Here is a 19,835-nt window from a genome sequence, read left to right as displayed (position 1 = left end):
TCGGACAGGGCGGCTTGGACCGCCCTGCCGAGTCGTCAGGCCATCAGTCGCATGCAGGCGTTCTCGAACGGCAGGCCTTCGTCGTCCTGCGCGCGCCGCGAGAGCTCTTCAAAGCCGAGGCTTTTGTAGAAGCCGAGCGCTTGCGTATTGGCGGTATAGACCTCAAGGCATAGTTCCCCCTTCAGACTCAGCGCATGGGACACCAACACCCGGCCCGCTCCGAGCCCCTGCCGTTCGGGAGCGACGAACAATGCGCCGATGAACGAGTCCAGGAGGCTGATGAATCCGACCGGCTCGCCCCGATGGCAGGCGACCCAGGTCTCGGCTTTGGGGAGATAGATCGTCTCGACGGCGACCCGTTGCTCCTTCAAGCGCTTCTCACCGATGAACGAATGTGCGCGAACAGATGCATCGAACCAGATGGCCGACAGTTTTTGGAGATCCGACGCCTCTTCATAGGCGCGGATGAAAAGATCCACGTGTTTCATGATTTTCCGTAGAATAGAGTACACAGAATGGCGCCCACGGGACGCCATGCGCCACCGCGTCAAAAGCGGCTCTCAATTCGGGCTTCTGCGCATCAATCTCCTTCTACCGATGCCGACCCTATAGGCGCTGCGGAGATGGGAGGCAAGAACCGTTACGGTGGCTGTCGATGCTCAGGACTTCTTCCGGATCAGGAAGCGGTGGCCGCCCTCGGTCTTTTCGTTGGCCTCGAGCGCATGGCCCTGCTCGCTGCAAAAATGCGGTATGTCTATGACGGCGAGCGGGTCGGTCGTCTCGATCCAGAGCATGGCCCCGGCGGGAAGCTGTTCCAGCCGCTTCTTCGTCTTCAGGACCGGCAGCGGGCATTTCAACCCCCTGAGGTCATAGATCTCGGTCGCGCTGGCGGCGGCGCTGGTCATTGTTTCTTCCAGAACTTCCAGAACGGTGCCTTCTGGGTGGAGCTTGCATCAGCGGTCGCCTCCACGGCGGGGGCCGTCAACGACGTGCCGTCACCCACGGCGCCGGTTTTCTGGGGAGGCTGAGCCTGCTCTGTCGGCTGCTGCTGCGTGGCCGCGGCTCCATTGGCGGCGGCAATATTCGCCTCGGCTGCCGCTGTGGCGGGTTGCGCCGGCTGTTGCGGGGCGGCAGGGACTGCCGTGGTGGCAGCGCTTCCTGCTGCTCCGGACGTCGCAGTGGTCGGGCTCGACCAGAGCTTCCAGAACGGCTTCTTCGAGGCATCGGCATCGGCCTGAGCGGAAGCAGGGCCGGGATTGCTCTGAGGTACGGCCACGCCGGTGCCTGCCGTCTGGGCAGCCTTCTGCGCGGCAACGTCGTCGGCGAGCTTCTGCAGTTCGGCTGCCTTGCGGGCTTCCTCCTCCTGCTTGGCTTTCTCCGCCATTTCGACCTTGCGCTGGGCTTCTTCCTCGGCCTTCTTCTTGTCGGCCTCGATCTGCCGCACGCTCATCAGCTTGCCGGCGTCGATCGAGTTGCCGGTCGGCGCATAGGCGAGCTCGCGCCCCTTGCGCTTGTCGGCAACGATCGCCTTGCGCTGGGCTTCCGACGGCTCGAGCCAGACGGTGCCGTCGTATTTCTTCATCGCCTTGGCATAGTCGGCGGCATAGGTCTTGTCGTAGGCGGTGAGGGCCACCTGAAGCGAGGCCGGCGTCGACGTAGCCGGGCATTGCGCGCTGGCGCTAAGGGCGCCGTCCGCAGCCTGCTGATTGAACACATACTTCTTGTCGCAGACGCCGATCTCCGGCGGGCGCTTGGTGACATGGAAATGGTCGTAGCCGACCTTCAGCATCTTCCAGAACTCGATGTTGGGATTGTCGCGGTGACGCGCCATGTTCTCCGCGGTCATGCGGAACGGGAAGGCCTGAAGCTGGATCGCCTTCTGCCCGCCGTTGAAGGAATCGCGGGCGAACGCGAAGATCTCGACCATCTGTTCGTCGGTCATCGAATAGCAACCGGAGGACGAGCAGGCGCCGTGGATCATCAGGTTGGTGCCGAAGAAGCCGTTCGCCTGGTCGTATCGGTTGGGGAAACCGGTGTTGATCGCAAGATAATACTGCGAATTCGGGTTCATGTGCTGCGGGCCGAGCGGATAAAATCCTTCAGGCGCCTGGCGGTCGCCTTCCTTCTGCTTCGGGCCGAGCTTGCCGGACCAGGCGCAGATATTATAGGTCTTGATCATCTGGAAGCGGTTGGATCGGTCGGCCTTCCAGACTTCCAGCGTTCCCTCTTCCTTGAAGATGCGGATCATCAACGGCGCGTTGCGGTCGATGTTCAGCGAGGCCATCTTGGAGACGACTTGGCCGGAGAGCTGGTACTGCGTCTTGTTGGAAACTTTTCTGACGTCAACGCCGACGCTGTCGAGCGTCTCGTTGGTGCAGCCGACGGTGGCGACGGCGAGCAAGGAAACGGCGGCGAGTACCTTAAGGCGCATGCGTCAGTTCCAAAAAATCTGTCTACTTCATCCATACCGGCACGCCGGACACGGAATCATAGGTGTTTATACTTAATCAAGTGTTAGCCGGGAATCCTTCGCTCGATCTGTGGATACGCTGAAAACACGGGAATATGTCCAAGGTTTGGCCATATTCCCGTCAGCGGTGTGAAATCGGTGGGTTCGCGCAGCGTTTCCGCTCAGAGTTGCCGGCCGATGTTGAGATAGCGCTGACGCCGGTCACGGCGCAACTGGTCGCCCGGCTTGGCGGCAAGATCGCGCAGTGCATCGGCCACGACGTTGCCGGTCGCCGTGATGACGGCCTCCGGGTCGCGGTGAGCGCCGCCGAGGGGCTCGGAAATGATGCCGTCGATGATTCCCAGCGCCTTCAGGTCGTCGGCGGTAATCTTCATGTTGCTCGCGGCCTCCTTCGCGCGGGTGGCATCCCGCCAGAGAATGGAGGCAGCACCTTCCGGCGAGATCACGCTATAGATCGCGTGCTGCAGCATGTAGACCCGGTCGCCGGTCGCGATTGCGATCGCGCCGCCGGAGCCGCCTTCACCGAGAACGACGGAAACGATCGGGACGCGCACATTGAGGCACATCTCGGTCGAGCGTGCGATCGCCTCGGCCTGGCCGCGTTCTTCCGCGCCAATCCCCGGATAGGCGCCGGCGGTGTCGATCAGCGTGATGATCGGCAGGCCGAAGCGGTCGGCCATTTCCATGACGCGGATCGCCTTGCGGTATCCTTCCGGCCGGGCGCTGCCGAAGTTGTGCTTCAGGCGCGACTTGGTGTCGTTGCCCTTTTCCTGGCCGATGATGGCCACGGACTGACCGCGGAACCGGCCGAGACCGGCCTGGATCGCCTCGTCCTCAGCGAACTTGCGGTCGCCGGCAAGCGGCGTGAATTCTTCGAACAGCTTTGCCGCGTAGTCGAGAAAATGCGGTCGCTGCGGGTGGCGGGCAACCTGCGTCTTCTGCCACGGCGTGAGCTTCGCATAGATGTCGACCATAGCCTCACGGGCACGCCCCTCAAGCCGACTCACCTCGTCAGACGTGTCGATGCTCTGGTCCTCTTCGGCGAGCTTGCGCAACTCGTGAATCTTGCCTTCGAGGTCCGAGATGGGTTTTTCGAAGTCGAGGTAATTGTGCATGAGATGCGTTTCCGATCGTTTGCTCCAACTGTCCCGTCGACCTGCCTTTGGAGGCCTGGCGACGGAATGGGGGCTCTATTCCGGCTTTTTTGCCTGTTTGGCAAGGGGGTGATGGTCCTGCACCAGCCGATGCAGGCGCTCTTCTAACACATGGGTGTAGATCTGTGTGGTCGAAATGTCCGAGTGACCGAGCAGTTCCTGGACCGCGCGCAGGTCGGCGCCGTTCTGCAGGAGATGACTGGCGAAGGCGTGGCGGAGCACGTGCGGCGAAAGCGTCGATGCGCGGATACCGGCGCGCGACGCCAGCCCCTTGAGGTCGCGTGCGAAGACCTGCCGCGGCAGAAAGCCTTCCTTACCCGCGGAGGGAAAGAGATAAAGGCTTTCCCTTGCGTTCTCCTGGCTCGCCTGCTCGTCGGCAAGAACCGCACCATAAGCCTGCAGCGCCGCAATGGCAGAGCGCGACAGCGGAACCAGTCTTTCCTTGTTGCCCTTGCCCTTGACGATCAGAAACCTGCCGTTCTGAGCCAGCACCGTCGCCGGCAATGAGACAAGTTCACTCACCCGCATGCCGGTCGCATACAGAAGTTCGATCAGCGCATGCATGCGCAGCCGGTTCAGGTGGTTCGCGCCCGGCGCCCTGGCTTCCTCCTCCGCAAGGCCGATAAGGCGCGTGATGTCGTCCACCGAGAGCGTCTTCGGCAGTGTCCGCTCCTTGCGCGGCGCGTCGAGGATTCCGGTTGGATCGTCGCCGCGCAGGCCTTCGGCATAGAGGAACTTGTAGAACTGGCGAAGCGCGGAAAGCCGACGCGCCTGCGAGGACGCCTTGAACCCCTGGCGCGCCAAGTAACCGAGGTAAGCGCGAAGATCGTCCGGGTTGGCCTCGGTCATCTGAACCTGCCGCTCCATGAGAAAGGATCGCGCATCCTCCAGGTCGCGCTCGTAGGAGGAAAGCGTGTTGGCGGCAGCGCCCCGCTCGGCACTCATCATTTCCAGAAACGCCTCGATCTGGATCGCCGAACGGTTGGTCATGGCTGCGGGTTCACCCGATCCGAGGGGATGCGGATGGTCACCTCCCGCTCGCGCGGCTCGACGAAGGTGACGAGCGCGACCATCGTCCCGTAGATCATGCCGGCGACCACCGCGCAGAAGAACAGGAAACGGAAGAGTGTAGGCATTGCGCGCTCCGTGGGACTGAGGTCCTATATCGCTCCGAGGGGAGGCGAGCGCAAGACGTCGCCGGGCTCAAACACTTGACGCTTCCGATGCTTTTGCAGATACCGAAATCAACAACAACCGGAACTCGCTGATGATCGGCCTGATGGAAACGTCCTCCCCGGAACTCGTGCAAAAAGCACGGATGGCGCTCGGCAAGCGCAACCTCGTTCTGGTCGGGCTGATGGGGGCTGGCAAGTCGGCGATCGGGCGGCTGGTGGCCCAGGCGCTGTCGGTGCCCTTCATCGATTCGGATCATGAGATCGAGCGGGTGTCACGCATGTCGATCTCGGATCTTTTCGCTGCTTACGGCGAGGAGGAATTCCGGGCCTTGGAAGCGCGGGTCATGAAGCGTTTGCTCAAGACCGGGCCGAGGGTCGTATCCACCGGCGGTGGCGCCTTCATCAATGAACGCACCCGCAGGCATATCAAGCGTGGCGGCCTCACCGTCTGGCTGAAGGCCGATCTCGACGTGCTCTGGGAGCGGGTCAACAAGCGCGACTCCCGGCCGCTGCTGAAGACCGAGAATCCGAAGCAGACGCTCGAAAACCTGATGAACGCGCGCTATCCCATCTATGCGGAGGCGGATCTTACGGTCCACTCGCGCGACGTGAAGAAAGAAATGGTGGTCGAGGACGTGCTTGCCGCCATCGCCGCCTGGCCAATCAAGAAGTGATCCGCATGTACAACTCTCAATCCGTAATCCGACGCACCGTCCGTGTCGATCTCGGCGACCGCTCCTACGACATCCTCATCGGGCCGGGCTTGATTGCCGCTGCCGGCGCAGAGATCAGCTCGCGCCTCAAGGGGCGTCGGGTTGCCGTGGTGACGGACGAACATGTGGCGCCGATTTACCTCGACCCCTTCATGCGTTCGCTGGCGCAGAGCGGTATCGAAGCGGTGTCGCAGATCCTGCCGGCCGGTGAGAAGACGAAGAGCTTCGAGCACCTGATGACGGTGTGCGACGGCGTGCTTGGCGCGCGTATCGAGCGCAACGATGCGGTTGTTGCGCTCGGCGGCGGCGTCATCGGCGATCTCACCGGGTTCGCGGCCGGCATCGTGCGGCGCGGTTCGCGTTTCATCCAGGTGCCGACGTCGCTGCTGGCGCAGGTCGACTCTTCGGTCGGCGGCAAGACCGGCATCAATTCGCGCCATGGCAAGAACTTGATCGGCGTGTTTCACCAGCCGGATCTCGTCCTGGCGGACACCAACGTGCTCGACACGCTTTCGCCGCGTGAGTTCCGTGCCGGTTATGCCGAGGTTGCCAAGTACGGGCTGATCGACAAGCCCGATTTCTTCGCCTGGCTGGAGAAGAACTGGAACGACATCTTTTCCGGTGGTCCTGCCCGCATCGAGGCGATTGCGACCAGTTGCCAGGCCAAGGCGGACGTGGTGGCCGCTGACGAGCGTGAGAACGGCCTGCGCGCGCTCCTCAACCTCGGCCACACCTTCGGCCACGCGCTGGAGGCGGCGACCGAATATGACAGCGCCCGTCTCGTTCACGGCGAAGGTGTCGCCATCGGCATGGTGCTGGCGCACCAGTTCTCCGCCCGGATGAACCTGGCCAGCCCCGACGACGCGCGCCGGGTCGAGGCGCATCTGAAGGATGTGGGCCTGCCGATCTCCATGGATGCCATTCCCGGCGGCCTGCCGCCGGCGGAGGTGCTGATGGATGCAATCGCGCAGGACAAGAAGGTCAAGGCGGGCAAGCTGACCTTCATTCTTACTCACGGCATCGGCCAGTCCTTCGTTGCCGACGACGTGCCTGCCTCCGAAGTTCTCGCCTTCCTGCAGGAGAAACATCCGCGATGAGCACGGGCAATGACATGCTGCGCCGGCTTCTCGGGCTTTTGGGCCTGACGCCTGTTCGGGATGTCACACTTCTGCCGTCACCGGGCGAGGGTCGCGTTGCCGCAGAACTTACCGCGCGCGAGGTCGCGACGCGGCCCGACCGGTCGGGCGGCATGCTCGAATTCAGCGAACTCGAGGTGTCCGATGTTATGGTGCATCGGACGGCGATGCGCGGCCTCAATGCGGACGAGGCGCCGGAGGCGATCGTCCGGTCCGTCCTCGACAGTCCTTTCACGCGGATGCCGATCTGGCGTGGCTCGACGGACAATATTATCGGTATCGTTCACGCCAAGGAGCTGTTTCGCGCGCTTGCCGAGCCGGGGTGCGAGCCGTCGACGGTCGAGATCGCCAAGGTCGCCGACAAACCCTGGTTCGTTCCCGATACGACCGGCCTCAAGGATCAGTTGAACGCCTTCCTGCGCCGCAAGACGCACATGGCCATCGTTGTCGACGAATATGGCGAGGTCCAGGGACTCGTGACGCTTGAGGACATCCTCGAAGAGGTCGTCGGTGATATTTCTGACGAGCACGACATCGACATCCAGGGCGTCAGGCAGGAGGCGGACGGGTCCATCGTCGTGGACGGCAGTGTGCCGATTCGTGACCTGAACCGCGCCCTCGACTGGTCGCTGCCGGACGAGGAGGCGACGACGATCGCCGGCCTTGTCATTCACGAAACGAAATCAATCCCGGAGGAGCGTCAGGCCTTCACGTTCCATGGCAAGCGCTTCATCGTGATGAAGCGGGTCAAGAATCGCATCACCAAGCTGCGCATCCGCCCCGCCAACGGGGCAACGGCGCAGGGGTAACCTACCAGCGCACCGGCTCTCCGGGTGCCGCCGTCTCGATCGCCAGCGCGTGCAGGCCCGCGTCGAACTCGTCCTTGACCAGATCGTTGACCATCCGGTGCCGGGCGACGCGGCTTGCACCGGCAAACTGCGCCGAGACGATGCGGATGCGCAGGTGCGTCTCGCCCGCGCCGGTGAATCCGGGCTGGTGGCCGGCATGCATGTGGCTTTCGTTGATCACTTCGAGCCGCTCTGGCGAAAGAGCCTCGGTCAACCTAGATTCAATCCGGGATGTCACTGACATGCGATGTCCTGTAGCTGATGCAAAGCCCCTGGCGCACGGCGCCAAATGGCCCCAAAAAGCCAGCAACAATCCGCTTTGTCAATTCTTGTTGTGACTCGCCGCGAGTCCCATAATTGGGCCCATGAAACTCGATTCCAAATACTTCGACCGGATCCGGACGCGCCGGCGCGTGGAGCGCCCGGAACCGGTTGCGCCGACCTGCCAATGGGACGGTTGCGACAAGCCCGGCCTCCATCGCGCGCCGGTCGGCCGCAACGCCGAAGGCCAGTTCTTCCTTTTTTGCTTCGAGCACGTGAAGGATTACAACAAGGGCTACAATTACTTCTCCGGCCTCTCCGATTCGGAGATCGCGCGCTACCAGAAGGAGGCGATCACCGGTCATCGCCCGACCTGGACAATGGGCGTCAACAAGACGGCAAAGGGCAGTCCTGCGCATGGAAACGTCCGATCGGGCACAGCAGGCGCCCAGCAACGCATCCGCGACCCGTTCGGATTCGTCAACGAGGGGCGCGGTCGTGGACCGCGGATGGAGCCGCGCACCAGAAAACTGAAGACGCTTGAGGCGAAGGCCTTCGACACGCTTGGCCTGCATGCCAATGCCACCTCCGGGGACATCAAGACGGCCTACAAAGCGCTTGTCAAAAAGCACCATCCGGATGCAAATGGCGGAGATAGGGGATCGGAAGAGCGTTTTCGGGCGGTCATCCAAGCATATCAATTGTTAAAGCAGGCCGGCTTCTGCTAGAGCATGCCGGCAGCAACAGGACATTAGGGCGGATGCGAGCGGCGTCTGCTGCGGAGACATTATGAGCAAGATGGATCTCGATATTTCCAACCTCCCGGATACCACGGTTTCTGTACGGGAGGTTTTCGGCATTGATACGGATATTCGCGTCCCGGCCTATTCGAAGGCGGACGCCTATGTGCCGGATCTCGACCCCGACTACCTGTTCGATCGCCAGACCACGCTCGCCATCCTGGCCGGCTTTGCCCATAACCGCCGCGTCATGGTCTCCGGCTATCACGGCACCGGCAAGTCCACCCATATCGAGCAGGTCGCCGCCCGCCTCAACTGGCCCTGCGTCCGCGTCAACCTCGACAGTCACGTCAGCCGCATCGATCTCGTCGGCAAGGATGCGATCGTCGTCAAGGACGGCATGCAGGTCACAGAATTCAAGGACGGCATCCTGCCGTGGGCCTACCAGCACAATGTCGCACTCGTGTTCGACGAATACGACGCCGGCCGCCCGGACGTAATGTTCGTGATCCAGCGCGTCCTGGAATCCTCCGGCCGCCTGACCCTGCTCGACCAGAGCCGCGTCATCCGTCCCCACCCCGCCTTCCGCCTGTTTGCCACCGCCAACACCGTCGGCCTCGGCGACACGACCGGCCTCTATCATGGCACCCAGCAGATCAACCAGGCGCAGATGGACCGCTGGTCGATCGTCACGACGTTGAACTACCTGCCGCACGACAACGAAGTCGACATCGTTGCCGCCAAGGTGAAGACGCTGTCGGGCAAGAAGGATGGCCGCGAGACCATTTCGCGCATGGTGCGCGTCGCCGACCTGACACGCGCCGCCTTCATCAACGGCGATCTTTCCACCGTCATGAGCCCGCGCACCGTCATCACTTGGGCAGAGAACGCGGAGATCTTTGGCGACATCGCCTTTGCCTTCCGGGTGACCTTCCTCAACAAGTGCGACGAGCTGGAACGGCCGCTGGTGGCCGAACACTACCAGCGCGCCTTCGGCGTCGAGCTCAAGGAGAGCGCCGCCAATATCGTCCTCGAGGCGACGGCCTGACGGCTGGACAGGTGAGACATGGCTGCTCGCGGTGACAATTCCAGGCCGAGACCCGGCGCCCCGGTCGACGTCGAGCCCTTCCGCAGGGCGCTGACCGGCTGCATCCGCTCGGTTGCCGGCGATGCCGAAGTCGAGGTGGTTTTCGCCAACGAGCGGCCCGGCATCGCCGGCGAGCGCATTCGCCTGCCGGAACTGTCCAAGCGCCCGACGCGCGACGAACTGGCCGTTACCCGCGGGCTCGGCGACTCCATGGCGTTGCGCAAGGCGTGCCACGACGCGCGCATTCACGCGACCATGTCGCCGCCTGGCGCCGATGCGCGCGCCGTCTTCGATGCGGTGGAGCAGGCCCGCGTCGAGGCGATCGGCACCAACCGGATGCCGGGCATGGCGGCCAACATCAATTCCATGCTGTCGGAAAAATACGCCCGGGCCAATTTCGGCGCGATCACCCGCCAGGCCGACGCTCCGTTCGAAGAGGCGGTCGCGCTGCTGGTTCGCGAAAGGCTGACAGGGCAGAAGTCGCCCGAGTCCGCCGGCAAGGTGCTCGATCTCTGGCGTGGCTTCATCGAGGACAAGGCTGGCGGCGATCTTGGGGATCTTACGGCCGCGATGAACGACCAGCAGGCTTTCGCCAAGGTGGTGCGCCATATGCTGGCCTCGATGAATGTCGCCGAGGACATCAGCGAGGAGGACACCGAGACGGACGATCAGGATAGCGAGACCGACGAGGACCAGCCGCGCAGCAACGAGCAGGACGAAAGCGACTCGCAGGAAGAGGCCGGCGACGAGGCGGCTCCCGCCGACGAGAACCAGTCTGCCGAGGAGCAGATGGATGAAGGCGAGATGGACGGCGCGGAGATTTCCGACGACGACCTCGCCGACGAGGAAAACGAGGACAGCGAGACGCCCGGCGAGGTCCGCCACCCCGGCATCTTCGGCGACTTCAACGAGAAGGTCGACTATTCTGTCTTCACCGAGGAGTTCGACGAGACCATCGCGGCCGAGGAGCTGTGCGACGAGGCGGAGCTCGACCGGCTGCGGGCGTTCCTCGACAAGCAACTCGCCCACCTGCAAGGCGCCGTCGGTCGTCTCGCCAACCGCCTGCAGCGCCGCCTCATGGCGCAGCAGAACCGGTCCTGGGAGTTCGACCTGGAGGAGGGCTATCTCGACTCGGCTCGCCTGCAGCGCATCATCATCGATCCGATGCAGCCGCTCTCCTTCAAGCGCGAGAAGGACACGAACTTCCGTGATACGGTCGTCACGTTGCTGATCGACAATTCCGGCTCGATGCGCGGCCGGCCGATCACGGTTGCGGCCACCTGCGCCGACATCCTGGCCCGCACGCTGGAGCGCTGCGGCGTCAAGGTCGAGATTCTCGGCTTCACCACCAAGGCCTGGAAGGGCGGGCAGTCGCGCGAAAAATGGCTCGGCAGCGGCAAGCCGCAGGCACCGGGCCGCCTCAACGACCTGCGCCACATCATTTACAAGTCGGCGGATGCGCCGTGGCGGCGCGCCCGCCGCAATCTTGGCCTGATGATGCGCGAGGGCCTCCTGAAAGAAAACATCGACGGCGAGGCGCTGATCTGGGCGCACAACCGGCTGCTCGGCCGGCCCGAACAGCGCCGCATTCTGATGATGATCTCCGATGGCGCACCGGTCGACGATTCCACGCTGTCGGTCAATCCCGGCAACTATCTGGAGCGGCACCTGCGCGCGGTGATCGAGCAGATCGAGACACGCTCGCCGGTCGAGCTGCTGGCGATCGGCATCGGCCATGACGTGACGCGCTACTATCGCCGCGCGGTGACGATCGTCGATGCGGACGAGCTGGCAGGGGCCATGACCGAGCAGCTCGCTTCGCTCTTCGCTGATGAAACGACAGGCCGCAGACGGCCGGGCGGCCTGCGCCGCGCCGGCTGAACATCAACTGAAACCCGGGCGGCTGCGTTCGCTTGGCATGAGTAGCCGATGACGCGATTGTCCGCCCTGTTTGCCCTAGCTCTTGCCACGGCCGCCGCCGTGGCCGCCCCGAGCGCGGCCACCAGCGTCGCGATGGAGGCCAGCAGTCGGATCATCTCACATTTCGGCATCGGCTCCAGCGAACGCGCCTTCGGCAAGCTCGAATTCGTCGGCGGCATCACCTATTCCTCGCCCAACAAATTGCTCGGAGCCGTTTCCTCCATCCGGTTTCGACCCGATCAGGCGCATTTCGTCGCCGTGCTCGATACCGGCCACTGGTTGACCGGGCGGATCCAGCGCGATGGAGAAGGGGCGCTTTCGGGCCTCTCCGATCTCCACATAACCTCGATGCTGAATTCGGACGGCGAGAGCGAGAACGCCAAGGCAAAGATGGATGCGGAGGGTCTGGCACTGGCCCCGGGCGCCGCAATCGTCAGCTTCGAGCAGCGCCATCGCGTCGACATCTATCCAGATCCCGGCTTTGAGACCTCCCGCCCGTCCGGCAGCTACCCGATCCCGTTTCCTCGCTGGGAACTCCGCGGCAATCGAGGTTTCGAGACCCTGGTCGTCGCGCCCGCGGACGGACCGCTTGCCGGTGCGCCGGTGATCATCGCCGAGCGCAGCCTGGACGAACAGGGAAACCTGCTTGCGGCCATCCTCGACGGGCCTATGAAAGGCACCTTCTCCGTTGTGCGCAACGATCCGTATGACGCCACCGACGGCGCCTTCCTGCCGAACGGCGACCTCCTGCTGCTCGAGCGCCGCTTCCGCCTGTCCGACGGTGTCGGCATGCGCATCCGCCGCATCAAGGGCGCCGACATCAGGCCGGGTGCCGTCGTCGATGGCGAGGTGCTGATCGACGCCGACATGAGCCACCAGATCGACAACATGGAAGGCCTCGACGTGGTGCAGATGCCGGACGGCGACATCCGCATCATCATTGTCTCCGACGACAACCACTCGATCCTGCAGCGCAACCTGATGCTCGAATTCCGCTTGACCGGCGGCCTGCGACCCTCCTGACGAACAGGCCGTCACGGTCTTGCGGCCAGTTTTGCGCAATCGCGGACATGGCTGCGCGGGCGGACGCGAGCCAAGAGCCGGGGTGCCGGGTGAAAGAATGAAAGTGCCGGGGAATAAACCGCAGGCCTCGGGTGTCTCCTCCTCGCAGCGTAGACGCTTTGGGAGCGCACACCATGAAACATCTCGTCACGCCGATATTGCTAGGCGCATCCTTTCTCCTAGCCTCCACTGGCTTGGTTTTGGCCGGCAATGTTCACGCGGTAACAGGGACGACTGGTCAGCCCAACCAGACGATTGGCACCTCTCAGACGGGGATTGCCACGCCGGGCCACGCCAGCACTGCCCCGGGTTCAGCCTTCAACCCAGATGGGAACGCGGGAACACACTACGCGGGCGAGCAGCCGCAGAACTCCAAGAACCCGAAGAGCGTATCTCAGTACGATGTGGCTGGCTTCCAGCAGTCCCATAATCATTAGGTCACGGAATTGCACAGAGCGGAACTGTCCGCAGTGATCGCGCCCGCTTTGGACCAAGAGCGGTCATCAAACAGTATGTCGCTGCCAATTGTTGGAGCTTCTTCCGACGAGTGATCAGTCCAAACCGCAATAGAGAGAGGTGCTCATGAGAACGCTCATTCTGGCCATCGCCGCATTCGCGCTTACTACCTCCGCCGCCTTGGCTGACCCAATTGCAGATCGCAAGGCTATCATGAAGGAGCGCGGTAAGCTGGCCGGTACCCTCGCTCCCATGGTCAAGGGGGAAAAGCCGTTTGACGCTGCCGTTGCCATGACCGCCCTCAATGGCCTCAGCGAGAATGCGCAAAGCGTCAACGTGGACGTATTGTTTCCCGCTGGTAGTGACACCGGAGATACGGCTGCCTTGCCGGCAGTTTGGCAAGACATGCCCGCGTTCAAGGCGGCCACCGAGAAATTCCGAGTGGATACGGCCGCTGCCGTAGCTGCGAATCCGCAGGATCTCGATGCATTGAAGGTTCAGTTCAATGCGGTAACCGCCAATTGCGGCGGATGCCACGAGAAGTTTCGGATGAAGAAACAGTAGCAGCGACAAATATACGCGCCTGCTCAAGTCGCCTGTCGGATGTCATCCAGGATGACAACGTCCGCTCTGCCGCTTTGGCCACAAGGGCCAATGCGCAGGTGGATTCGTAGAACCGAAATTGGCGAACCACGACCCAATCAACCGGCGTCTTCGTCGCTTCATTGCTCACCGGTACTTAGGTCCTCGTGGGTGCCGCGGCCGAGGAGGTGTGCCGCCGAACGCCAGGCGTGATGGACGATCCGGTCGAGTCGCCGGGCGGCGTCGATCCGCGCGAAGGCATCCGCGGCGGTCAGCTTTCCCGGTGCGACCGAAGCGAGGGTCGTGGCCCGATGGCCGCGCTGCAGGGCGGCGAGCCTCTTTGCAGCGTCCTCCACTTTAGTGAGAGCCTCGGCAACCTCGGGCGAAGCGCTCCAGCCGATGGGGGCAGCCTGTGGGCTGAGGGCGGATTCCGAGGTTATCGAGCCGCCAACCACCTGTGCGGCGCGCATGGCCTCCTTGCAGAGTTCAGCGACGCGGAGGTCATGGGAGGCTGCGGCCGGCGGTCCAGGGACGTTGCCCTCCGCCACTGCCTCCACGAGACGAGCGGCGTGATCGAGTGCGTGGAGGGTGCTCGTCAAGCGGAGCCGCTCGGCCTCGGTCTCGGGCGGCTCCTTCAGTTCGGACAGAAAATCACGCACCTCGTCGAGCGCGGCGGCAGCCGCGGCTCCCTGCGACGGGGGGGCAGCCACGCCCGAAAGCGCTGCGGAAACCGAGACGGCGGTCTTGGTGAGGATGTCCGCCACGACCCGCCGGGCGGCCTCGACCGCGAGCACCGGACTGGCAAGCGCGCTCGGATCGAGCGCGCGCTGGAGCGGCGTCTCCTTGGAGGGCAGGAGCCGCTCGACGATACGGGTGAACCACTGCGTCGCCGGAAGCAGCACCGCCACGCCGACGACGTTATAGGCCGTGTGGTAGGCGGCCAGCAGCGTCATCCCGTCGACAGACGCGGACAGGGTCTTCATCAGCGCGGCCGTGAGCGGAAAGGCGACGATCGCAAAGAGCGCGGCTATGAGCTTGAACAGCACATAGGCGAGGGCGAGGCGCTTGGCCGTCGCGCTGGCGCCGATCGCCGCGAGTGCGGAGCTCGTCGCCGTGCCGATATTCTGGCCGATGATCAGTGCCGCGCCTTGCTCCAGGCCGATCGCCCCGGCGTAGTAGGCGGAAATGGTGACGGCGATGGCGGCCGTCGAGGACTGCATGACTGCGGTCATCGCCAGGCCGGCGACGATCAGAGTCATGAGACCGACCGACCCCGCGATCCAGCCAATTCCCGGCGCGCCCAGAACCGCGGGCAGGTCGGACGGATGCAGGGTCTCCGCAAGGCCTCCCATGCCCTGCTGGAGGGTCGTCAGCCCATAGAGAACTAGCGCGAAGCCGGCGAGCGCGCCGCCCGCCGCCGCGATCCGCGGGCTGCCGAGCAGCTTGGCCAGGGCGCCAACGAAGATCATCGGCAGTGCGTAGGCCGAAAGCGAGACGCGCACACCGATCAGTGCGATGAGCCAGCCCGTACCCGTTGTGCCGACATTGGCGCCGAACACGAGGCCGAGCCCTTGCGGAAAGGTCAGGAGGCCGGCGCTGACGAGCCCGATCGTCGTCATCGTCACCGCGCTCGACGACTGTACGAGCAGCGTGACGATCGCGCCCCAGAAGGCACCGGAGAGGGGCGTCGCCGCCGCCTTGCCAAGGACGATGCGCAGGGCGGATCCCGCCAGCGCCTTCAGGCCGCCGGTCATGACGGTCATGCCGAGCAAAAACAGCCCGACGCCGCCGAGAATGGCAATCGCTGTCGACATGCACGCCTCGTCCCGCCCGCGTTGGCCTTGAGGTCGTTGCAGTCATAGCATCAGCAGGGGCCGATGCCGATAGCCTGCCGCACCGACGCCTCAGGTTCGAACGGCGAGACCTCCTAGCCGCTCGTACCCGGATCAACGAGGCGGCTGCCGTCCGGCGTTCTAGGCTGGAGCCTTGAGGCGGGCGGTCAGGCTGCGGCCTTCTCGACGCCCGGCATCGGCCTGAGCGTGCTCATCAGCGCGCCGTAGGGAAGCAGCATCACCAGCCCCATCAGCACCTTCACGCCGAAATCGGTGAGCGCCCAGGAAACCCAGCGCTGCGCCTCGGCGGCAAAAACGCCAAGGATCGGCGCGTTTTCGATCGCGAACGGTTCGTTCGGACCGAAGACGACGAAGACCGGAGCGAAGGCGACGGAGAAGAAGATCAGGGTGTCGAGTGCCGAGCCGATCAGCGAGCCGACCAGCGGTGCTCGCCACCAGGCCTGGCGCCGCAGCGTGTTGAACACCGAGATGTCGAGCAACTGGCCGAGGAGAAAGGCGGAGCCCGAGGCGATGGCAATGCGCGGCGAGGCGACGGCGAAGGAGAACAGGACCGCGACGGCAAAGCCGGCGACCACGACCTTTCGTGCGGTCTTGGGACCGAACTGGCGGTTGGTCAGGTCGGTGACAAGGAAGGCCACCGGATAGCTGAAGGCGCCGAAGGTCAGGATGTCGCCGAGGCTGATCCCGAAGAGGGTCCAAGGCAGCGGGTACTGAACGAGGATGTTGGAGGCGACGACGACGAGCGTCATCATCAGGACGTAGATCAGGGTCGTGCGGTTCGCTTGCATTTTTTTATCCTGGGTGATGCCACCAGTTGGAGACGATTCAACGAAACGAGGCCTGCCCGGATGCCCGGCCAAGCCTCGAAGCAATCAGAAAGGACTGCGCCGGATCAGGCGGCGGTCTTCTTGGCGATCTGGCGGCGCAGCAGGCGGGCGCGCATCGACAGCTCGTTCTCATCCGACTTCAGCAGGAAGGCGTCGAGGCCGCCGCGGTGCTCGACCGAGCGGAGCGCCGCTGCGGAAACGCGCAGGCGGAAGCGCTGGCCAAGGCTGTCGGAGATCAGCGTGACGTTGCACAGGTTCGGCAGGAACTTGCGCTTGGTCTTGTTGTTGGCGTGGCTCACATTGTGGCCCGACTGGACGCCCTTGCCGGTCAATTCGCAACTACGGGACATGGATGCACCTATTCTTCTTTGGGTTCGGACAATACGATTCCGGCGCCGTGTCCGGCCGCAGTCCGTCTGGCCTTATTGGAAAGTCGCGGTTCTATAGTCACCCGCAGCGATGGCGTCAAGCCAAACCTTGCCGCATTCGGGGAAAACGGTTGCAAATCGCCGCGGTTTGCGGCCAATAGCCGGACTGGTTCCGCTCATTCCATCGTCTCAAGGGATAGCAGCGGCGTAGAATTGCCGCAAAGCATTTTATAGTCGATATGGGTCAAGGAGCGCAGGAAAATGAGCTGGCGGGCTTGGTTTGCAGCAGCGGCCGTTCCGGCGGCGTTGGTGGGGTCCCCCGCTGCCGCTCCGGCTGCCAATATCAGTCACATTACCGACTACAGCATTCGCTTGTCCGGTTTTCCGGTCGCGACCGCGAGTTTCCGTTCTGACTTTGATGGGCGCAGATACACGATCTCCGGCCGGATGGATTCCGCCGGTCTGGCCGAAATTCTATCCAGCACGCATGGCACGACCTCGGTGTCCGGCACCCTGACGGACGGCAAGCTGAGGGCGACCAACTATTCGATGTCCTACCGCAGCGGCAAGAAGGCGCGGGCGATCGACGTCGCGTTCCGCAACGGCGACGTGATCCGGGCATCCATCCGGCCGGAACGCAAGCGTCCGCCGAAAAACTGGGTGCCGGTCAAGGCGAGCGACATGCGTTCCGTCCTCGATCCGATCTCGGGGCTGATCATACCGGCCACCACGAATGTCTGCTCCAAGACATTGCCGATCTTCGATGGTGAGTCGCGCATGGACATAGAGCTCTCCGACAAAGGCACCCGGTCGTTCTCGACGAGAGGCTTCGAGGGGGAGGTGAAGGTCTGCGGCGTGCGTTTCGTGCCGCGCGCGGGTTATCGCAAGGGGCGCAGGGACGTCGAGTATCTGCGCAAGCTCGCGTCGATGGAAATCTGGTTTGCCAAAGCCGAAGCAGTCGATATGTATGCCCCCGTATTCGTCCGGATTCCGACCGCGCTCGGTCCGGTTACGGTCTCGGCAACCCGTTTCGGTGGCTGAGGGCAACATTCAACGGCAAGGGCAGTGAATTTGAAGGCGACGCTTATTGGTTTTTCGGCGATCCTGATGTGGTCGCTGCTGGCCCTGTTTACCGCTGCTTCCGGCCAGATGCCCCCGTTCCAGCTCTCCGCGATCTGCTTCCTGATCGGCAGCCTGCCAGGCATTGCCGTGCTGGTGGCGAGGCCCGAACGGCTCAAGCTGCTGCGCCAGCCGGCGAAGGTCTGGATCGTCGGCATCGCCGGCCTCTTCGGCTACCATTTCCTCTATTTCACGGCGCTGCGGAATGCGCCGGCCGTCGAGGCAGGCCTGATTGCCTACCTGTGGCCGCTGCTGATCGTCGTCGGCTCGGCGATGCTGCCCGGCGAACGGTTGCGCTGGTATCATGTCGCGGGTGCCTTTGCGGGGCTTGCAGGAACGGTGCTGATCGTCGCCCGCAACGGCGTTGCTTTTGACGGCGCCTACACGCTGGGCTACGGCGCCGCCTTCCTCTGCGCCTTCACCTGGTCAGGCTATTCGCTGCTGACCCGGCGCTTCGACGCGGTCTCGACGGACGTCGTGACCGGCTTTTGCCTCGCCACGTCGTTTCTATCCTTCCTCTGCCATCTGGCGCTGGAGACGACCGTGTGGCCAGCGACCGGCTTCGAATGGTTTGCCGTTCTTGGCCTCGGGCTCCTGCCGGTCGGTGCCGCCTTTTATGCCTGGGACCATGGCGTCAAGAATGGGGACATCCAGATTCTCGGTGCCGCAAGCTATGCCGCGCCGGTTCTCTCGACGCTGATGCTGGTTGTCACCGGATTCGCCGAACCGTCTTGGCGCATCGCCCTGGCGTGCGCGCTCGTCACCGGCGGGGCGGTGCTGGCGGCGAAGGACATGATCTTCCGTGGCAAACGACTCGCAGTCGCCGAAGGGGCCAAGGCTTAACGTCCGGCCCCTGGGCTGACCTCCATCGATCCTCCCGGCTGCCAGCCAGGCGGGGCCAGCTCGAAAGCGTCGAAGGAAAAGCCCGGCGCGACCGTGCAGCCGACGAGGGTCCATTCTCCGAGCGGTTCGGCCGATTGCCACCAGTTGGCAGGCACGAGCACCTGTGGCCGCTCACCCCCTGCCAAATCAGGGCCGAGCACATGGGCCTGGCTGGCGACACCGTCGTTCGACAGCGAGAGCGCGATCGGACCGCCGGCATAAAAGTGCCAGATCTCCGTAGCATCCCGGACCCGGTGCCAATGCGATCGCTCTCCCCGTTCGAGCAGATAGTAGATGCAGGTGGAATGCCCGCGAGCACCACCCTCCGGATCGCGAAACGTCTGGACGTACCAGCCGCCCTCGGGGTGGCGCTCCATGCCCAGCGTCGCAATGATCTCCTGCGGTGTCATCAGAAGCGATCCTTGCGGGCCCGGATCTCGGCGAAGACCTCGGCATCGGTTGCGTTGGGCATGCCGAGCACCTTGCGGATGCCAGGGTCGGCGGCGCGCAGGAACGGGTTGGTCGTCTTTTCCAGCCCGATGGTCGTCGGTGCCGTGAATCGCCCTGCAGCGCGCATGCGCTCGATCTCTGCGGCCCGCTCCCTCAGGGCGGCATTGTCCGGATCGACGGTGAGCGCAAACCGGGCGTTGGAGAGCGTGTACTCATGGCCGAAATATACGGAGGTCTCCTCGGGCAGTGCGGCAAGCTTCGATAGCGATTGCCACATTTGCGCGGCGGTCCCTTCGAACAGCCTGCCGCAGCCGAGCGCGAAGAGCGTGTCGGCGGCAAAGAGCAGGCCGTTGTCGGGCAGGCGGTAGCAGATGTGGCCGGCCGTGTGGCCGGGAGTCCAGATGACCTCAACGGGGTGGCCGGCGAAGTCGAACCGGTCGCCTTCGTCCACGGTCTGGTCGATGCCGGGAATGCGATCGGCCTCCCGCGCGGGGCCGATGATCGTTGCGCCGAAGCGCGATTTCAGCGCCAGGTTCGCTTCCACGTGATCGCCATGGTGGTGGGTGGTGAGGATGTGGGTCAACTGCCAGCCGCGGCGCGCCAGCGCCTCCAGGATCGGTTTCTCCTCCGGAGCGTCGACGCTGGCGGTCGCTCCGCTCGCCGGGTCGTGCAGGAGCACCCCGAAATTGTCACTCCGGCAGCCAAAGAGTTCGATATCGAGCGGCTTCATTG

The 19,835-nt window shown here is 63.8% G+C and carries 22 protein-coding genes and 1 pseudogene; 11 read left to right on the top strand and 12 right to left on the bottom strand.

The genetic code is table 11. From position 1 onward, the window contains the following. Positions 1 to 35 precede the first annotated feature (35 nt). The 6 genes from AC1DDS_RS04710 to AC1DDS_RS04685 form a co-directional block, all read right to left on the bottom strand. Entirely contained in the window at positions 36 to 488 is a 453-nt protein-coding gene (locus AC1DDS_RS04710) for a GNAT family N-acetyltransferase (RefSeq protein WP_477477830.1), read from the bottom strand. A 171-nt stretch (positions 489 to 659) separates the two neighbouring features. Further along, on the bottom strand, positions 660 to 905 hold the full coding sequence (locus AC1DDS_RS04705) for a sulfurtransferase TusA family protein (protein WP_477477829.1): 246 nt from the start codon (positions 903 to 905) through the stop codon (positions 660 to 662). After that, entirely contained in the window at positions 902 to 2,431 is a 1,530-nt protein-coding gene (locus AC1DDS_RS04700) for a L,D-transpeptidase family protein (RefSeq protein WP_477477828.1), read from the bottom strand. The genes AC1DDS_RS04705 and AC1DDS_RS04700 overlap by 4 nt, the downstream gene beginning before the upstream one ends. Positions 2,432 to 2,631: 200 nt before the next feature. After that, entirely contained in the window at positions 2,632 to 3,585 is a 954-nt protein-coding gene (locus tag AC1DDS_RS04695; protein WP_310412921.1) for an acetyl-CoA carboxylase carboxyltransferase subunit alpha, read from the bottom strand. 75 nt (positions 3,586 to 3,660) lie between these two features. Further along, positions 3,661 to 4,614, bottom strand: a complete 954-nt coding sequence (xerD, locus tag AC1DDS_RS04690; protein WP_477477827.1) for a site-specific tyrosine recombinase XerD — start codon at positions 4,612 to 4,614, stop codon at positions 3,661 to 3,663. Then, entirely contained in the window at positions 4,611 to 4,760 is a 150-nt protein-coding gene (locus AC1DDS_RS04685) for a hypothetical protein (protein ID WP_310412916.1), read from the bottom strand. The genes xerD and AC1DDS_RS04685 overlap by 4 nt, the downstream gene beginning before the upstream one ends. Before the next feature lie 131 nt (positions 4,761 to 4,891). Here AC1DDS_RS04685 and AC1DDS_RS04680 point away from each other — a divergent pair, with 131 nt between their 5' ends. The 3 genes and pseudogenes from AC1DDS_RS04680 to AC1DDS_RS04670 form a co-directional block, all read left to right on the top strand. Further along, positions 4,892 to 5,473, top strand: coding sequence for a shikimate kinase (locus AC1DDS_RS04680; protein ID WP_310412913.1), 582 nt, complete (start codon positions 4,892 to 4,894; stop codon positions 5,471 to 5,473). Positions 5,474 to 5,478: 5 nt separating this feature from the next. Continuing rightward, on the top strand, positions 5,479 to 6,609 hold the full coding sequence (gene aroB, locus AC1DDS_RS04675) for a 3-dehydroquinate synthase (protein WP_477477826.1): 1,131 nt from the start codon (positions 5,479 to 5,481) through the stop codon (positions 6,607 to 6,609). Between the two features lie 8 nt (positions 6,610 to 6,617). Next, a pseudogene (locus AC1DDS_RS04670) lies at positions 6,618 to 7,457 on the top strand (transporter associated domain-containing protein); the annotation flags it as partial. Between the two features lies 1 nt (position 7,458). Here AC1DDS_RS04670 and AC1DDS_RS04665 read toward each other — a convergent pair. Next, entirely contained in the window at positions 7,459 to 7,740 is a 282-nt protein-coding gene (locus AC1DDS_RS04665; RefSeq protein WP_477477825.1) for a BolA family protein, read from the bottom strand. A 121-nt stretch (positions 7,741 to 7,861) separates the two neighbouring features. On the opposite strand from AC1DDS_RS04665, the gene AC1DDS_RS04660 reads away from it, so the two are divergent. The 6 genes from AC1DDS_RS04660 (at position 7,862) to AC1DDS_RS04635 (ending at position 13,586) form a co-directional block, all read left to right on the top strand. Next, entirely contained in the window at positions 7,862 to 8,485 is a 624-nt protein-coding gene (locus tag AC1DDS_RS04660) for a J domain-containing protein (RefSeq protein WP_477477824.1), read from the top strand. Positions 8,486 to 8,546: 61 nt separating this feature from the next. Then, positions 8,547 to 9,545, top strand: coding sequence for a cobaltochelatase subunit CobS (gene cobS / locus AC1DDS_RS04655; protein ID WP_477477823.1), 999 nt, complete (start codon positions 8,547 to 8,549; stop codon positions 9,543 to 9,545). Between the two features lie 18 nt (positions 9,546 to 9,563). Continuing rightward, entirely contained in the window at positions 9,564 to 11,465 is a 1,902-nt protein-coding gene (cobT, locus tag AC1DDS_RS04650; protein ID WP_477477822.1) for a cobaltochelatase subunit CobT, read from the top strand. Positions 11,466 to 11,513: 48 nt separating this feature from the next. Beyond that, a complete protein-coding gene (locus tag AC1DDS_RS04645) occupies positions 11,514 to 12,527 on the top strand; it encodes an esterase-like activity of phytase family protein (RefSeq protein ID WP_477477821.1) in 1,014 nt (337 codons plus the stop codon). A 173-nt stretch (positions 12,528 to 12,700) separates the two neighbouring features. Then, positions 12,701 to 13,003 carry an adenylate cyclase gene (locus AC1DDS_RS04640; protein ID WP_477477820.1) on the top strand — a complete coding sequence of 101 codons (303 nt, stop codon included), beginning with the start codon at positions 12,701 to 12,703 and terminating at the stop codon, positions 13,001 to 13,003. A gap of 145 nt (positions 13,004 to 13,148) precedes the next feature. Beyond that, a complete protein-coding gene (locus AC1DDS_RS04635) occupies positions 13,149 to 13,586 on the top strand; it encodes a c-type cytochrome (protein WP_477477819.1) in 438 nt (145 codons plus the stop codon). A 158-nt stretch (positions 13,587 to 13,744) separates the two neighbouring features. Here AC1DDS_RS04635 and AC1DDS_RS04630 read toward each other — a convergent pair whose 3' ends face one another. The 3 genes from AC1DDS_RS04630 to rpmB form a co-directional block, all read right to left on the bottom strand. Further along, positions 13,745 to 15,418: a Na/Pi cotransporter family protein gene (locus tag AC1DDS_RS04630; protein WP_477477818.1), complete on the bottom strand. Its 1,674-nt coding sequence runs from the start codon at positions 15,416 to 15,418 to the stop codon at positions 13,745 to 13,747. A gap of 185 nt (positions 15,419 to 15,603) precedes the next feature. Further along, on the bottom strand, positions 15,604 to 16,245 hold the full coding sequence (locus AC1DDS_RS04625) for a queuosine precursor transporter (RefSeq protein ID WP_477477817.1): 642 nt from the start codon (positions 16,243 to 16,245) through the stop codon (positions 15,604 to 15,606). Between the two features lie 104 nt (positions 16,246 to 16,349). Then, the gene (rpmB, locus tag AC1DDS_RS04620) at positions 16,350 to 16,634 is read right to left on the bottom strand and encodes a 50S ribosomal protein L28 (RefSeq protein WP_310412884.1); all 285 of its coding nucleotides are present in this window, start codon (positions 16,632 to 16,634) and stop codon (positions 16,350 to 16,352) included. A gap of 279 nt (positions 16,635 to 16,913) precedes the next feature. Between rpmB and AC1DDS_RS04615 the strand changes: the two genes are divergently transcribed. Then, complete coding sequence (locus tag AC1DDS_RS04615) at positions 16,914 to 17,693, top strand: DUF3108 domain-containing protein (protein WP_477477816.1); 780 nt, start codon at positions 16,914 to 16,916, stop codon at positions 17,691 to 17,693. Between the two features lie 24 nt (positions 17,694 to 17,717). After that, positions 17,718 to 18,614 (top strand): aromatic amino acid exporter YddG, encoded by an 897-nt coding sequence (gene yddG / locus AC1DDS_RS04610; protein ID WP_477477815.1) that lies wholly within the window; start codon positions 17,718 to 17,720, stop codon positions 18,612 to 18,614. Here the strand turns inward: yddG and AC1DDS_RS04605 are convergent. Both AC1DDS_RS04605 and gloB read right to left on the bottom strand, forming a co-directional pair. After that, entirely contained in the window at positions 18,611 to 19,063 is a 453-nt protein-coding gene (locus AC1DDS_RS04605) for a cupin domain-containing protein (RefSeq protein ID WP_477477814.1), read from the bottom strand. The two genes, yddG and AC1DDS_RS04605, sit on opposite strands and share 4 nt — an antisense overlap. Next, a complete protein-coding gene (gloB, locus tag AC1DDS_RS04600; protein ID WP_477477813.1) occupies positions 19,063 to 19,833 on the bottom strand; it encodes a hydroxyacylglutathione hydrolase in 771 nt (256 codons plus the stop codon). The genes AC1DDS_RS04605 and gloB overlap by 1 nt, the downstream gene beginning before the upstream one ends. Positions 19,834 to 19,835 lie beyond the last annotated feature (2 nt).

The sequence above is a fragment of the Mycoplana sp. 10N416 genome (assembly GCF_056394765.1).
This window is presented reverse-complemented; position numbering and strand designations above follow the sequence as displayed.